The sequence below is a fragment of the Sphingomonas sp. JUb134 genome (assembly GCF_004341505.2).
Lineage (GTDB): Bacteria > Pseudomonadota > Alphaproteobacteria > Sphingomonadales > Sphingomonadaceae > Sphingomonas.
Map to the genome: position 1 here is coordinate 3261549 of NZ_SLYP02000001.1, position 12979 is coordinate 3274527.

Annotated in this window: 16 protein-coding genes; 6 read left to right on the top strand and 10 right to left on the bottom strand. The window is 69.1% G+C overall.

The genetic code is table 11. The annotated features are described in order from the left end of the window. Positions 1–9: 9 nt before the first annotated feature. From EDF69_RS15350 to hslU, 4 genes are all read left to right on the top strand, one after another. On the top strand, positions 10–549 hold the full coding sequence (locus tag EDF69_RS15350) for a glycoside hydrolase family 108 protein (protein ID WP_132883091.1): 540 nt from the start codon (positions 10–12) through the stop codon (positions 547–549). 50 nt (positions 550–599) lie between these two features. Then, positions 600–1013, top strand: a complete 414-nt coding sequence (locus EDF69_RS15355) for a holin family protein (RefSeq protein ID WP_125961618.1) — start codon at positions 600–602, stop codon at positions 1011–1013. Between the two features lie 333 nt (positions 1014–1346). After that, positions 1347–1895, top strand: a complete 549-nt coding sequence (hslV, locus tag EDF69_RS15360) for an ATP-dependent protease subunit HslV (RefSeq protein ID WP_132883090.1) — start codon at positions 1347–1349, stop codon at positions 1893–1895. Positions 1896–2045: 150 nt separating this feature from the next. After that, a complete protein-coding gene (gene hslU, locus EDF69_RS15365; protein WP_132883089.1) occupies positions 2046–3341 on the top strand; it encodes an ATP-dependent protease ATPase subunit HslU in 1296 nt (431 codons plus the stop codon). Positions 3342–3377: 36 nt separating this feature from the next. Here hslU and EDF69_RS15370 read toward each other — a convergent pair whose 3' ends face one another. The 3 genes from EDF69_RS15370 to EDF69_RS15380 are packed head-to-tail and all read right to left on the bottom strand — an operon-like array spanning position 3378 to position 5003. Then, complete coding sequence (locus EDF69_RS15370; RefSeq protein WP_125961615.1) at positions 3378–3782, bottom strand: hypothetical protein; 405 nt, start codon at positions 3780–3782, stop codon at positions 3378–3380. Positions 3783–3822: 40 nt separating this feature from the next. Beyond that, positions 3823–4566, bottom strand: a complete 744-nt coding sequence (gene gloB / locus EDF69_RS15375; protein ID WP_132883088.1) for a hydroxyacylglutathione hydrolase — start codon at positions 4564–4566, stop codon at positions 3823–3825. Beyond that, a complete protein-coding gene (locus tag EDF69_RS15380; protein WP_132883087.1) occupies positions 4566–5003 on the bottom strand; it encodes a VOC family protein in 438 nt (145 codons plus the stop codon). Before EDF69_RS15380 ends, gloB begins: the two co-directional genes overlap by 1 nt. 85 nt (positions 5004–5088) lie before the next feature. On the opposite strand from EDF69_RS15380, the gene EDF69_RS15385 reads away from it, so the two are divergent. Beyond that, positions 5089–5808, top strand: a complete 720-nt coding sequence (locus tag EDF69_RS15385; protein ID WP_132883086.1) for an SIMPL domain-containing protein — start codon at positions 5089–5091, stop codon at positions 5806–5808. Here the strand turns inward: EDF69_RS15385 and EDF69_RS15390 are convergent. From EDF69_RS15390 to EDF69_RS15415, 6 genes are all read right to left on the bottom strand, one after another. Then, complete coding sequence (locus EDF69_RS15390; RefSeq protein ID WP_132883085.1) at positions 5796–6560, bottom strand: tetratricopeptide repeat protein; 765 nt, start codon at positions 6558–6560, stop codon at positions 5796–5798. The genes EDF69_RS15385 and EDF69_RS15390 overlap by 13 nt on opposite strands. Continuing rightward, positions 6560–7285 carry an alpha/beta fold hydrolase gene (locus EDF69_RS15395; protein WP_132883084.1) on the bottom strand — a complete coding sequence of 242 codons (726 nt, stop codon included), beginning with the start codon at positions 7283–7285 and terminating at the stop codon, positions 6560–6562. Before EDF69_RS15395 ends, EDF69_RS15390 begins: the two co-directional genes overlap by 1 nt. A 183-nt stretch (positions 7286–7468) precedes the next feature. After that, complete coding sequence (locus EDF69_RS15400; RefSeq protein ID WP_132883083.1) at positions 7469–8620, bottom strand: acyltransferase family protein; 1152 nt, start codon at positions 8618–8620, stop codon at positions 7469–7471. A gap of 107 nt (positions 8621–8727) precedes the next feature. Further along, complete coding sequence (locus EDF69_RS15405) at positions 8728–8937, bottom strand: helix-turn-helix transcriptional regulator (protein ID WP_132883082.1); 210 nt, start codon at positions 8935–8937, stop codon at positions 8728–8730. After that, a complete protein-coding gene (locus tag EDF69_RS15410; RefSeq protein WP_132883081.1) occupies positions 8934–9350 on the bottom strand; it encodes a hypothetical protein in 417 nt (138 codons plus the stop codon). The genes EDF69_RS15405 and EDF69_RS15410 overlap by 4 nt, the downstream gene beginning before the upstream one ends. A gap of 88 nt (positions 9351–9438) precedes the next feature. Beyond that, entirely contained in the window at positions 9439–10836 is a 1398-nt protein-coding gene (locus EDF69_RS15415) for a glutamate ligase domain-containing protein (RefSeq protein WP_132883080.1), read from the bottom strand. 85 nt (positions 10837–10921) lie between these two features. Between EDF69_RS15415 and EDF69_RS15420 the strand changes: the two genes are divergently transcribed. After that, positions 10922–11734, top strand: a complete 813-nt coding sequence (locus tag EDF69_RS15420) for an LD-carboxypeptidase (RefSeq protein WP_132883079.1) — start codon at positions 10922–10924, stop codon at positions 11732–11734. A 41-nt stretch (positions 11735–11775) separates the two neighbouring features. On the opposite strand, the gene EDF69_RS15425 is transcribed toward EDF69_RS15420, so the two are convergent. Further along, entirely contained in the window at positions 11776–12843 is a 1068-nt protein-coding gene (locus tag EDF69_RS15425; protein ID WP_132883078.1) for an NAD(P)-dependent alcohol dehydrogenase, read from the bottom strand. Positions 12844–12979 lie beyond the last annotated feature (136 nt).

The window sequence follows — 12979 nt, forward strand, 5'->3', positions numbered from 1 at the left end:
GAGGATGTGATGACCATCGAGACGTTGATCGACGAAGTGATCGCGCGCGAGGGCGGGTTCGTGGACCACCCGGCCGATCGCGGCGGGCCGACCCGCTGGGGGCTGACGGAGGCGGTGGCACGCCGCAACGGCTATGATGGGCCGATGCGAACGCTGCCGCGCAGTGTCGCCGCCGACCTCTACTGCCGCCTCTATTGGGAGCGCCCGCGCTTCGCCGACGTCGCCGCCCGCGCGCCCAACCTCGCCGCCGAACTCTTCGACACCGGCATCAACATGGGGCCCAAGGTGGCGACGAGCTTCCTCCAGCGCGCGCTGAATGCGCTCAACCGCGGCGCCACCGACTATGCCGACCTGCGCGTGGACGGTGCGATCGGCCCGGCGACGCTGGCCGCGCTCGACACCTTTCTCGCCAGCCGCGGAACGCTCGGCGAAGCGGTGCTGGTGAAGGCCTGCGACGCGCTCCAGGGCGCCCGCTACCTCGACCTCGCCGAGCAGCGCCCGGCCAACGAGGCGTTCCTCTACGGCTGGCTCGCCAACCGGCTCGGCTGATCGCGCCCTTCGACTTCCACCGTCCGACACCTCGAACAAAGGACAGGCACATGAGCATCATCGACGGCGTGATCGGCCCGATCGCGGGGCTGCTCGACCGCATCATTCCCGACGCCAAGGCGCGCGACGCGGCCAAGCTGGAGCTGCTGAAGCTGGAAAACCTGCGCGAGCTGGAGGCGACCCGCATCCAGCTCTCCGCCATCGTCGCGGAGGCACAGTCCGACGATCCCTGGACCAGCCGCGCCCGGCCCAGCTTCCTCTACGTCATGTACGCGCTGCTGCTGTGGTCGATCCCGATGGGCATCCTCTCGGCCTTCCGCCCCGACCTCGCCGAAGCGGTCGCGCGCGGCATGACGGCGTACCTCCGCGGCATCCCGGAAGAGCTCTACGCCCTCTTCGGCACCGGCTACCTCGGCTACACCGCCGCCCGCGCCTGGGGAAAAGCCAAGGGGGTGGAACGCTGAACGCCGCCCACTCCCGTACCCCGGCGAAGGCCGGGGTCCAGGGTACCACACGCAACCGCTGCGATCCTGGCCCTGGACCCCGGCCTGCGCCGGGGTACTCGAGGAAAGGACGTGCCCCATGCTTCCCTTCTTCGTACCCCGGCGAAGGCCGGGGCCCAGGGTACCACGCGCCACCGCTGCGGCTCTTTCGCCTCTGCCCGCCCAACCCGCAACAACCGTTCTTGGCCTAACCTTAGCCTAACCTTCCGCGCCGCAGCACGACCAACGCGCTCCCGAAACGATCTCCACGCGGCCCCGATTGCAACCCCGCACCCCGGTCCCCACATGCCGCCCATGAGCAACGACATGGTGTGGCACGGCACCACAATCCTCTCCGTGCGCAAGAACGGCCGAGTCGTCATCGCAGGCGATGGCCAGGTCTCCCAGGGCCCGACGGTGATGAAGCCCAACGCCCGCAAGGTGCGCCCGCTGGGTGACGGCAGCGTGATCGCGGGCTTTGCCGGTGCAACCGCCGACGCCTTCACCCTGTTCGAACGGCTCGAGGCCAAGCTCGAGCGGCACCAGGGCCAGCTGCTGCGCGCGGCGGTCGAGCTCGCCAAGGACTGGCGTACGGACAAGTTCCTGCGCAACCTGGAGGCGATGCTGATCGTCGCCGACAAGGAAGTGACGCTGGTGGTGACGGGCAATGGCGACGTGCTGGAGCCGGAAGGCGGCATCGCCGCGATCGGTTCGGGCGGCAACTTCGCCCTCGCCGCCGCGCGCGCGCTCGACGAGTATGAGCAGGATGCCGAGACGGTCTGCCGCAAGGCGATGAAGATCGCCGGCGAGCTGTGCGTCTACACCAACGACCGGCTGACCGTGGAAAGCCTGGAAACAGCCTGACCTTCCTCCCCTCCCTGCAAGGGAGGGGCCGGGGGTGGGTACGAGCCAAAGGCGAGCCCCGCCCTCACCGACACCGCACCGGCCGGGGCATTTCCCCCCCGGCGCACCAACCCACCCCCTCCCTTCAAGGAGGGGAAACGAAGCGAACCCATGAACGACAATCTCACCCCCAAGGCGATCGTCGCCGCGCTCGACGCGCACATCATCGGGCAAAAGGATGCCAAGCGCGCCGTCGCGGTCGCGATGCGCAACCGCTGGCGCCGCCAGCAGCTTAGCCCCGAGCTGCGCGACGAGGTGTCCCCGAAGAACATCCTGATGATCGGCCCGACCGGCTGCGGCAAGACCGAGATCAGCCGTCGCCTGGCCAAGCTCGCCGACGCGCCCTTCGTGAAGGTCGAGGCGACCAAGTTCACCGAGGTCGGCTATGTCGGCCGCGACGTCGAGCAGATCGCCCGCGATCTCGTCGAAGAAGCGATCCGGCTGGAAAAGGAACGCCGCCGCCTGGCCGTAAAGGACAAGGCGGAGGAAGCCGCCATGTCCCGCCTGCTCGACGCGCTCACCGGCAAGGGCGCCAGCGAGGCCACCCGCGAGGCATTCCGCCAGCGCATGGCCGACGGGCACCTCAACGACAAGGAGATCGAGATCGAGCTGGAGGCGCAGCCCTCGATGCCGTTCGAGATCCCGGGCGGCGCGCCGCAGATGATCAACCTGTCCGAGATGATGGGCAAGGCATTCGGCGGCGGCCAGATGAAGCGGCGCAAGCTGACCGTCCCCGCCGCCTGGGAAAAACTCGTCGAGGAAGAGGCCGACAAGCGCCTCGACCAGGACGAGGTCAGCCGCACCGCGCTGGCGGATGCGGAAGCCAACGGCATCGTCTTCCTGGACGAGATCGACAAGATCGCGGTCTCGGACGTGCGCGGCGGTTCGGTCAGCCGTGAGGGCGTCCAGCGCGACCTCCTGCCGCTGATCGAGGGCACCACGGTCGCCACCAAGTACGGACCGATGAAGACCGACCACATCCTCTTCATCGCCTCGGGCGCGTTCCATGTCGCCAAGCCGAGCGACCTGCTGCCCGAACTCCAGGGCCGCCTGCCGATCCGGGTGGAGCTCAAGGGCCTGACCGAAGACGACTTCGTCGCGATCCTGTCGGATACGACGGCATCGCTGCCGCAGCAGTACAAGGCGCTGATCGAGACCGAGGGCGTGACCGTCGACTTCACCCCCGACGCCATCCGCGCGATCGCCCGCATCGCGGCCGAGGTGAACGGCGAGGTTGAGAACATCGGCGCCCGCCGCCTTCAGACGGTGATGGAAAAGCTGCTGGAGGAAGTGAGCTTCGACGCAGAGGATCGCCGCGGCGAGACGCTGGTGGTCGACGCCGCCTATGTCGACAAGCAGCTCGCCGGCGTCGCCCGCAACACCGACCTCAGCCGCTACGTGCTGTAGGCGGGGTGCCGGTCCGCCTCCCCGGCGGACCGGCGCTCAGCGGTCCTTCTTATACTCGACGAACGGGCCGAAGCGGCAATAGGCGGACGGGATGCCGCCCCCGCCGCGCTGCACCAGCCGGAAGCGGTCGTTGCGGCAGATGCGCGATCCATACAGCTCCGCCACCACGACCTGGTCGCCGCGGAAGCCCGGGCAGTTGGGCGCCACCACGTTGCGGTACAGCGTGCCCCGGCTGGGGCGGTAGAGCAGCGAGTCGCCGACCAGCTGCGGCCCTCCCGCAAAGGTCGGGTCGATGCAGTCGAGCGTGCGTCCAGGCGTATAGCCTTCCAGCGCCTCGGCCAGTTCCCTGTCGCTCGCCGCCTGGCGCTTCGCCTCGTCCGCGGCGGTGGCGCAGCCTCCCAGCAGCGCGGTCGCCGCCAGCATCAACGTCCAACGGGTCATGCCCTGTCTCCTCTCCGCCCGGGCGCGAGTCTCCGGCGCGCTATCCGCGGAAGCTGTCCTTGGCCTGCCGGCGCTCGGCAAGCTCCTCGGGCGAGGACGCACGCAGGAAGGGATTGGTTGCACGCTCCAGGCCGATGGTCGTCGGCACCGTCGGCGCGCCCGCCGCACGCAGCCGGTCGACCTCCACCATCCGCTCCGCGACGGCGGCGTTGTCCGGCTCCGCTGCCAGCGCATAGCGGCCGTTCGACTGGGTATATTCATGCCCGCAGAACACCTGCGTGGCGTCCGGCAGCGCCACGAATCGGCGCATGGCGGCATACATCTGCGCCGCCGTCCCCTCGAACAGCCGCCCCGCCCCCATCGCGAACAGCATGTCGCCGCTGAACAGCAGCGCATCCTCGGCGAAGTGGAAGGCGATGTGGCCGGCGGTATGCGCCGGCACCTCCAGCACGGTCGCGACATGGTCGCCGATCCGCAGCGTGTCGCCCTCGCGAAGCCCATGGTCGAGCGTCGGGATCTTGGCCGCCTCCGCCGCTGGCGCGAACACCGGGACGCCGGTCGCCTCCTTCAGCCCGGCGTTCCCGCCCGTATGGTCGCCATGCCAGTGGGTGTTCCAGATCGCCGTGAGCGTCCACCCGCGCTCGGCGAGCGCTTCCAAGACGGGCGGCGCCTCCGCCGGGTCGACCACCACCGTCTCGCCAGAGGCGGGATCGTGGAGCAGCCAGACATAATTGTCCGCCAGCGCCGGCAGCCGGACGACCTCGATCGGAAACGCCGACGCCATTACCAGCGGCCCGTGTTCGGCATCGACCCCCAGGGCTCCGCCGGCGGCAGCGGGTCGCCCGCCTGCAGCAGCTCGATCGAGATGTTGTCCGGGGTGCGGATGAAGGCCATGTTGCCGTCCCGCGGCGGGCGGTTGATCGTCACGCCCGAGTCCATCAGCCGCTGGCACGTCTCGTAGATGTTCTCCACCCGATAGGCGAGGTGGCCGAAGTTGCGACCCTCGCCATAGTCCTCCGGATCCCAGTTGTAGGTCAGCTCCACCTCGGCCTCGGCGCGCTTGCCCGGGCCGTTGCTGTCCTCGTCGGCGGCCAGGAAGATCAGCGTGAAGCGGCCCTGCTCGTTCTCGATGCGGCGGGTTTCGGTGAGCCCCAGCACATTGAAGAAGCGGATCGTCGCCTCCGGATCGGTCACGCGGATCATGGTGTGCAGATACTTCATGGCAGGAGCTTCCCGTTCGTCATCAGCAGTTGTGCATCGTGCCGCCGGCACGATAGGCTTCGGCTATATGGGGGAGGAACCCGCAATGGAAACCGGCAGGACCAAAGACCGCGGCACGGCGCTGCTCATCGCAGCGGCAATCCTCGCATTGGGCATGATCCTGGGCGGCTATCTGCTCGGCAACGGGCTGGTCCGCGCACACCATGCCGACCGATCGGTGACGGTCCGCGGCCTCGCCGAACGCAACGTCACCGCCGACCTGGCAGTGTGGACGCTCAACTATTCCAAGCAGGGCCTCGACCTCGCCGAGGTGCAGGCGGACATCGATCGCGACACCCAGAGCATCCGCCGCTTCTTCGCGAGCCTGGGCTTCCCCGCCGAGGCACTCGCCCCAGCGGGCGCCGGCGTCAGCCAATCCTACATGAACGGCGTGCAGACGGTGACGGTCAGCCAGCGGCTGCAACTGCGCACCACCGACATCGCCCGCGCCCGCCGCGCGGTCGCCCGCCAGTTCGATCTCGTGCGCCAGGGCGTCGTCCTCCAGGAAGGCTCGGGCATCAGCTACAGCTTCACCAAGCTCAACGACATCAAGCCGGCGATGGTGGCCGAGGCGACCCGCGACGCTCGCGCCGCCGCCGAGCAGTTCGCCAAGGACAGCGACACCGGCGTCGGCGGCATCAAGAGCGCGACCCAGGGCTATTTCTCGGTCGAGGCGCGCGACGGCGAGCAGGCCGGCTATGGCGTCGCCGACACGCCCTTCAAGAAGGTGCGCGTCGTCACCACGGTCGACTTCTACCTCGACTGAGCGCCGCCACCCAGAGCCGCCAGGGCATCGGCCGCCGCCTGAGCGGGGCCGGTGCCCGGCGCGACCCGCACCGCGGCCTCCCAGGCGCTGCGTGCGGCCGCCTCATTGCCCTCCACGGCCGCGATGTTGCCCGCCTCCAGCTGGACCGAGGCATCGTCCGGGGAGAGCGCCAGCGCCCGGCCGATGTCCTTGCGCGCACGCAGCAGGTCGCCCGTCCGGCGCGCCAGCGTCGCCGACAGCAGCCAGGCGAGCGGATCGTCGCCGGCGAGCGCCAGCGCACGATCGAGATCGGCCCGCGCCTCCCCCTGCCGGCCGGCTGCTACCAGCGTGCGCGCGCGGTCGAGATGCGCTTCCCCCAGGTCCAGGCCGGTGAGCGTGCCGCCGATCAGCGCGGCATCGAGTGCCACCTGCGCCTTGGCCGGGTCGCCCGCCGCCAGCCAGGCATTGCCGGCCTGCGCCCAGAAGCTGCCCGAGCGCGGGTCCCTGGCCACATCCGCCGCACGCGCCGCGCCCTCGAAGGCGGCCGCCGCCGCGTCCCAGCGCTGCTGGGTGGTATGGGCGATCCCCAGGCATTGCTGGGCGAGGAAGCCACCGCCCGCCTGCTGCCACGCCGTGGCGCCGCGCACGGCGGCGGCGGGATCGCGCCGCGCCTGGTCGATGCATTCGGCATAGCGATCGCCGCGCCGGGGCGTCGGCGGGCCCGCCGCCGGGGCGGCAGCGGTCTGGGCGAGGAGCAGCAGCGGCAGGAGCATCAGGCGGGGGTCACATCTTCGATCGCGCGCAGGATCAGGGCGATGTCCTGCGGGCGGGACAGGCGGTGGTCGCCATCCTTGACGAGCAGCGTCTGCACGTCGGCTGAACGCAACAGGCTGGCGAGGTGCACGGTGCGTTCGAACGGCACGTCCTTGTCCTGCTGCCCCTGGATCAGCCGCACCGGCACGTCGACGGGCACGATGCCGTGCATCAGCCGGTTGGCCTCCCCCGAGCTCCAGAAGGCGCGAGTGGTGACGGTCGGCTGGTCCGAATAAGGCGAGGGCTTCTCCAGCCGCCCTTCCGTGAGCATCGTCATCTTCTCCTCAGGGGTGAAGCCCCAGTCGGTGAAGTCGGGCGCAGGCGCGATGCCGACCAGCCCCACCACCCGATCCGGCCGATCGCGCGCCGCGAGCAGCATGATCCACCCGCCCATCGACGATCCGACCAGCACCACCGGGCCTTCCACCGCATGGTCGATGATGGCCAGCGCATCGTCGCGCCACAGTGCCAGCGTCTGCTCCTCGAAATTGCCCGGGCTCTGCCCGCAGCCGCCATAGTCGAAGCGGACGAACGCGCGTCCCTCCGCCTTCGCCCAGGCCTCGATCGCCAGCGCCTTGCTGCCGGTCATGTCGGACGCATAGCCCGGCAGGAACACGATCGTGGGCCCCTTACCGGCCGTGTGGTGAAAGGCGAGCGGACGCTCGGCAGGAGCAGCTTCAGTCATGATGCACCGCGGAAGTTGAGGAAGTTGAGGCTCGGAAGCGCTTTGTTTCGGCCTGGGGTCGCGCGTTCACCCGAAGGCAGCGGATGAACGGCAGAGGGACGAGGCGGCGCCATGCCCCTCCATGCCACGCACCGGCCGCAGTAGGACAGCCCCCACGGCGTCCGGGCGCGCGCCTGGCGGAACTCAGGACCTCCGCAGGAGCTTGGCCGCGAGCCAGCGCCGGACCGGCTCGTCGTAGAGCTTGAGGCTGGCATATGCGATCGCCACCGCGGCGACTAGGAGAGCGGCGCCGGAGAGCGCGCCCTCGACGGGTGTCACCTGCCCGTCGCTCACCCATGCGGTGTAGATGTAGATGAGCGGATAGTGCGTGATGTAGAGCGGAAAGGAGAGATCGCCGAAGAACCGCGCGATGCGGATCGAGACGCCCCCCGCCGCCTTGTCGCCCGCTCCGATGGCGACGATGAGTGGGAACAGAAGGACGATGCATGCCGCCTCGTACAGCCCGTTCAGCCACAGCCGATCGAGACCGCCGAAGCGCGGCAGGCTGATGGCGACCACCAGGAGGGCGCTGGCCACGGCAAAGGCATGCGGCATCCGGACCTTCATCCGAAGCCGCATCATCAACACGCCGGCGAAGAAGGGGAACATCACCCGGGTCAGGCCGATCTGGATGCCGGACGCGTCCAGCGCCCATCCACCGATGACATCCCCGCGCGGGCCGAACACCAGGAGGTAGACGAGCGCACACGCCGACAGCGCGACCAGCACGGCCAGCGCGCGGTGGGAGAGCTTGCGCACACCCAGGGCGTAAAGGGCGTTGGCGATATACTCGTAGAACAGCGACCATGCCGGGCCGTTCAGGGGATAGATCTCGTCCCATCCGCGAACGTCCCCGCTCTTTGGCAGCGGGATCATCAAAAAGCCCAGCACCATGACCAGGATGACCTGCATCGCGGAGGCGTCCGCCATCTTGGGAAACACGGGCGAGGCCTGGAGCGCAAAAAGCGCCGCCCCGATCACGCTGCCCAGGATCACCATGGGCTGCAAGCGCACGATCCGGCGCTTGAAGAACTCCAGGGTCCCCATCCGGCCCCAGCGATCGTCATAGGCGTAGGCGATCACAAACCCCGACAGGAGGAAGAAGAAATCGACCGCAAGATACCCGTGGTTGATGATCTGCACCTGCGGGTTGCCCAGTGCGTAGGGCTCGAACAGATGAAAGAGGACCACCATCAGCGCGGCGACGCCGCGAAGTCCGTCAAGAACGACGAAGTGGTCCTTCCCGGGAGAACTGGCGTCTGTGGCGGTGGCAAAGGCGGCTGAACTTGCGGTCATGCGGCGCGTCTGTACGCCGATCTCTTCAGAGACAATCAAAAACCGCAGTGCCGGGGGGAGCCTTCCGGTCCGGAACCTGCCTCCCCTGTTGCAATGCGACCTTGGTCTCAGTCCGCCGTTTCCAGCGCAGGGTTCACGAAGATCTGCTCGATCGAAAGCTCGAACAGGTCTGCGATGCGGAAGGCGAGAGGGAGCGAGGGGTCGTAGCGGCCGGTCTCGATCGCGTTGACGCTCTGGCGGGAAACCTCCAGCCGCTCGGCCAGGTCGCCCTGGCTCCAGCCGCGCTCGGCGCGCAGCACGCGCAGCCGGTTCTTCATGCCGGCTGGCCCGCAAAACGGTCGCGCAGGCCGAGGAAACATTGTGCGGCACCCCAGCTGAAGCACCAGATCGGAAACACCCACAACCGCGGCATCGGGTCGATCGCACCGCTGCCCGACAGGAAGTTGTACACCGTGCCCGCGCCAAGCAGCACGCCGGTGCCGAACAACATGCAGGTCACAATGCGCTGGCGCAGGAATTCGTCTCGCTCCTCGACCAGATAGCGGCCGATGATCGCGATGAGGGCGAGGATGGGCAGCGCCGGCACGATCGACAATGCGATCAGCGTCCCGCCCTGCGGGTGATAGGTATGGTCGATCCAGTTCGCGCCGAACAGTGCGAGGACATAGACTCCGAACGCCCAAAGCAAGCGGCGGGTGTAGCGCTTCACGGCCGGAGTGGACGACGTCATGACAAAGCTCCCTGTCAATTTGTAAAGGGAACCTGACACCGCCCGACGAATGCGTCAACCGTACTTGTCATTTCGACAAGGCAGCTTTTCAGCTCCTGCCCAGCCAAGCCACCATGTCCGCGGCCAGCAGGCTGAGCGTGTCGTCGCGCGCGCCCATGATGACGATGCGGTCACCGGGCTTGGCCTCCGCCACCAGATGCGCGGCGGCGGCCACGCGGTCGGGGATGTGGCGGGCGTCGATGCCGGCAACGGCCAGGTCGGCGACGATGTCGGCGCTGGTCACCTCTCGCGCGACGGTGCCGCCCTGGTAGACCGGGTCCGGCAGCACGAGGCGGTCGCCGGGGGCGAGCTTGGCGAGGAACATCGCCACCAGCTCCCGCCGCATCACCTTCAACGGGCCATAGCCGTGCGGCTGGAACAGCAGCAGCAGCCGGCCGCGGAAGTCATGGAGCGTGTCGAGCGTGGCGCCGATCTTGTCGGGGTTGTGGCCGAAGTCGTCGAGGACCGCGACGCCGTTCGCCTCCCCCACCAACTCGAAGCGGCGCTTGAGGCCGGCGAAGCCCTCGATCGCCTGCGCGGCTTCGTCGCGGTCGACGCCGGCCGCCACCGCCGCACCGATCGCGGCGAGCGCGTTGGCGACATTGTGGCGGCCGGGGACGCCCAGCCGCACGCGGCGGCGGGTGCCGCCCGCGACCAGGTCGAAGGCGATGCCGAAGGGTTCGGGCACCAGTGCCTCGGCCGACAGGTCGGCGGACGCCTCGACCGCGAAGCTCAGCAGCTTGGGCGACGGGATCGCGGCGGCGAGCGCGGCCGACTCCGCATCGCCGACGTTCACCACCGCCGTCTGCGCGCGGTCGGCAAAGCCGCCGAACAGCGTGCGCAGCTCCTCCAGCGTCTTGTGATCGAGGCTGACGTTGTTGAGCACCGCGACGCGCGGGCGGTAGAAGGCGATCGAGCCGTCGCTCTCGTCCACTTCGCTGACGAAGGCGTCGCCCTCGCCCACCAGCGCGCTGGCGAAGGGCGCGTCGGGGCGCACGAAATTCTTCATCACCGCGCCGTTCATCACCGTCGGATCGCGGCCGGTGGCGTGGAGTATCCAGGCGATCATGCCCGTCACGGTCGACTTGCCGCTGGTGCCGGCAACGCCGATGCCGAGCGGGCTGGCGTTGAACAGCTCGGCCAGCAGTTGTGGCCGAGTCATGCGCGGGGCGCCCACCCGGTCGGCGGCGACCATGTCGGCGACCGTCGCCTCGACCGCGGCGGAGGCGACCACGGTCTGCTCGGCCGAGGTGATGCCGCTGCCATCCTGCGGGAACAGCGCGATCCCCTGCCGGCGCAGCGCCGCGAACTTGGGGCCGAGCGCCGGATTGTCGAGCGCCCGGTCGGAGCCCGCGACCGTGGCGCCGCGCCGCGCGAGGATGGTCGCGAGCGGGAGCATGCCGCTGCCGCCGATGCCGACGAGGAAGAAGGATTTGCCGTGTTCCATTTCCCCGCGCTATCGGCGGGGCGGCCGGGGGGCAAGCCGCTGGCGCGTCGCCGGCGGGCAGGCCGGCCTATGCGAAAGGCAGTTCATGCGCATCGGTATCGTCGCCCCCGCCCGTGCGATCACGCCGGAGGCGGCCGCGCGGGTGCAGGCGTTCGCGGCGATCACCTTCCCCCAGGTGGACGTGGTGGTGCATCCGCAATGCTTCCTGGAGGCGGGGCATTTCGCCGGCACCGATGCCGAGCGGGCGGCGGCATTCCTGGAGTTCGCCAACGATGCGGCGTTCGACGCGATCTGGTTCGCGCGTGGTGGCTATGGATCGAACCGCATCTTAGGCACGGTGCTGCCGCAGCTCAATCGGGCGGCGGCGGCCAAGACCTATCTCGGCTATTCGGACATGGGGTTCCTGCTGGGCGCGCTCTATGCGCGGCGGATCGGGCGGCAGGTGCACGGGCCGATGCCGATCGACGTGGGCCGCTCCGACGGCGGCGCCTCGGTCGGGCGGGCGCTCGCGTGGCTGGTGAATCGCGACGCCCATGTGCTGGAGCCGAACCTGGACGGGCGCCCGGCGGCGGCGTTCAACCTCGCCATCCTGGAGGCGCTGGTGGGGACGCCGTGGCTGCCCGACCTCACCGACCATGTCCTCTATGTCGAGGAAGTGTCGGAGGCGATCTACCGCATCGACCGGATGATGTTCACCGTGGGCAACGCCACCCAGCTGCACGGGCTCGCCGGCATCCGGCTGGGCCAAGTGACGGACGTGCCGGAGAACGGCGAGTTCGGCGAGCCGCTGGAGGCGATCATGACCCGCTGGGCGGGCGTGCTGGGCGTGCCCTATCTGGGGCGGGCCGAGATCGGCCACGCGGCCGGCAACATGGTGGTGCCGTTCGGGGCGGCTTGAAGGTGGAGGCGAGGTGCGCTCGGCACCCCGCCCTCCCCGGATCACGCCGCCTGCTTGAGCGACTCCATGTCGATCACGAAGCGGTACTTCACGTCGCTCTTCACCATCCGCTCATAGGCGGTGTTGATGTCCTGGATGTCGATCATCTCGATGTCGGCGGTCAGGCCGTGCTCGGCGCAGAAGTCGAGCATCTCCTGCGTCTCGGCGATGCCGCCGATCAGCGAGCCGGCGAGCGAACGGCGGCGGAACACCAGGTTGCCGACCGACGGCGAGGGATGCGGCTCCTCCGGCACGCCCACCAGCGTCATGGTGCCGTCGCGCTTCAGCAGCGTCAGGAACTGGTCGAGGTTGTGGCTCGCCGCGACGGTGTTCAGGATGAAGTCGAAGCTGCCGGCGTGCTCGGCCATGGCATCGGCGTCCTTGGACACGATCAGGTCCCGGGCGCCCAGGCGCTTGGCGTCTTCGCGCTTGTTGGGCGAGGTGCTGAACACATAGACGTCGGCGCCCATCGCCGCGGCGATCTTTACGCCCATGTGGCCGAGGCCACCCAGGCCGACGATGCCGACCTTCTGGCCGGGGCCGACCTTCCAATGCTTGAGCGGCGAATAGGTGGTGATGCCCGCGCACAGCAGCGGGGCGACGGCTGCCAGGTCGCCGGCCTCGTGGCCGACCTTCAGCACGAAGCCCTCGTCGACGACGATATGGTCCGAATAGCCGCCGAAGGTGTGCCCGCCCAGCACGGGATCGGGGCCATTATAGGTGCCGACGAAGCCGGTCGTCTCGCAATATTGCTCCTCGCCCTCGCGGCAGGAGTGGCACTCGCCGCAGCTGTCGACCATGCAGCCGACGCCGGCGATGTCGCCGACCTGGAACTTGGTGACGTCGCTGCCGACGGCGGTCACGCGGCCGACGATCTCATGGCCCGGAACGCACGGGTAGAGCGTGCCTTCCCACTCGCCGCGGGCGGTGTGGAGGTCGGAGTGGCAGACGCCGCAGAACAGGATGTCGATGGCGACGTCGCGCGGGCCGGGATCGCGGCGCTCGAAGCTGAACGGGGCCAGCGGGGACTCGGGGCTCTGCGCCGCAAAGGCATTGGCGTTGCTGGGCATGGAGGTTCCTTGCAGTTCGAGAAATTCGGGTGCGGGAAGGTCGCACCGCGCCCATATGGGACGCGCGCGGCCGTGTTCCACCCGCATAGGTGACCAACGCGCGCGACTTGTCTAAAGGACCCCTGCCACGACATTG

Excerpts from the sequence above, each read along its gene's own strand:
- EDF69_RS15350 (WP_132883091.1), top strand. The coding sequence starts at position 10 with ATGACCATCGAGACGTTGATCGACGAAGTGATCGCGCGCGAGGGCGGG.
- EDF69_RS15415 (WP_132883080.1), bottom strand. The coding sequence starts at position 10,836 with ATGGAACACGGCAAATCCTTCTTCCTCGTCGGCATCGGCGGCAGCGGC.
- EDF69_RS15390 (WP_132883085.1), bottom strand. The coding sequence starts at position 6,560 with ATGCTCCTGCCGCTGCTGCTCCTCGCCCAGACCGCTGCCGCCCCGGCG.
- EDF69_RS15425 (WP_132883078.1), bottom strand. The coding sequence starts at position 12,843 with ATGCCCAGCAACGCCAATGCCTTTGCGGCGCAGAGCCCCGAGTCCCCG.
- EDF69_RS15385 (WP_132883086.1), top strand. The coding sequence starts at position 5,089 with ATGGAAACCGGCAGGACCAAAGACCGCGGCACGGCGCTGCTCATCGCA.
- EDF69_RS15370 (WP_125961615.1), bottom strand. The coding sequence starts at position 3,782 with ATGACCCGTTGGACGTTGATGCTGGCGGCGACCGCGCTGCTGGGAGGC.
- EDF69_RS15400 (WP_132883083.1), bottom strand. The coding sequence starts at position 8,620 with ATGACCGCAAGTTCAGCCGCCTTTGCCACCGCCACAGACGCCAGTTCT.
- EDF69_RS15410 (WP_132883081.1), bottom strand. The coding sequence starts at position 9,350 with ATGACGTCGTCCACTCCGGCCGTGAAGCGCTACACCCGCCGCTTGCTT.
- EDF69_RS15420 (WP_132883079.1), top strand. The coding sequence starts at position 10,922 with ATGCGCATCGGTATCGTCGCCCCCGCCCGTGCGATCACGCCGGAGGCG.
- EDF69_RS15405 (WP_132883082.1), bottom strand. The coding sequence starts at position 8,937 with ATGAAGAACCGGCTGCGCGTGCTGCGCGCCGAGCGCGGCTGGAGCCAG.
- EDF69_RS15380 (WP_132883087.1), bottom strand. The coding sequence starts at position 5,003 with ATGAAGTATCTGCACACCATGATCCGCGTGACCGATCCGGAGGCGACG.
- gloB (WP_132883088.1), bottom strand. The coding sequence starts at position 4,566 with ATGGCGTCGGCGTTTCCGATCGAGGTCGTCCGGCTGCCGGCGCTGGCG.
- hslU (WP_132883089.1), top strand. The coding sequence starts at position 2,046 with ATGAACGACAATCTCACCCCCAAGGCGATCGTCGCCGCGCTCGACGCG.
- EDF69_RS15355 (WP_125961618.1), top strand. The coding sequence starts at position 600 with ATGAGCATCATCGACGGCGTGATCGGCCCGATCGCGGGGCTGCTCGAC.
- EDF69_RS15395 (WP_132883084.1), bottom strand. The coding sequence starts at position 7,285 with ATGACTGAAGCTGCTCCTGCCGAGCGTCCGCTCGCCTTTCACCACACG.
- hslV (WP_132883090.1), top strand. The coding sequence starts at position 1,347 with ATGAGCAACGACATGGTGTGGCACGGCACCACAATCCTCTCCGTGCGC.